The sequence below is a fragment of the Mesorhizobium sp. M3A.F.Ca.ET.175.01.1.1 genome, from assembly GCF_004791945.1.
GTDB lineage: Bacteria > Pseudomonadota > Alphaproteobacteria > Rhizobiales > Rhizobiaceae > Mesorhizobium.
Genome location: NZ_SRTP01000198.1, coordinates 1 through 340 on the forward strand (window position 1 = coordinate 1; position 340 = coordinate 340).

The 340-nt window shown below is 64.7% G+C and carries 1 pseudogene; it reads left to right on the top strand.

Features of this window, described 5'->3' with window-relative positions:
* Positions 1 to 340, top strand: a pseudogene (locus EN818_RS31325) (alcohol dehydrogenase); the annotation flags it as partial.

Here is a 340-nt window from a genome sequence, read left to right on the forward strand (position 1 = left end):
TCCAAGCGATCGGCATCGCGCCGGTGCTCGACCTGCCGGGCGTCGGCAAGAACCTGCAGGACCATGTCGACGGCATGATCACCGTGCGCTCCAGAAGCACCAGGACGCTCGGCCTGTCGCTTGCCAACCTGCCTCGTATCGCGGCAGCGCCGTTCCAGTATTTCGCGCGCCGCAAGGGCATGCTCACCACCAACTATGTCGAGGCCGGCGGCTTTGCGAAGGCCAGGCACGCCAACGGGCTTCGAGACATCCAGTTCCACTTCGTGCCCGGATATCGCCGCCATCGCGGCAGGCTGATCGAATACGGCCATGGCTACGCCATTCACACCTGCGTGCTCAG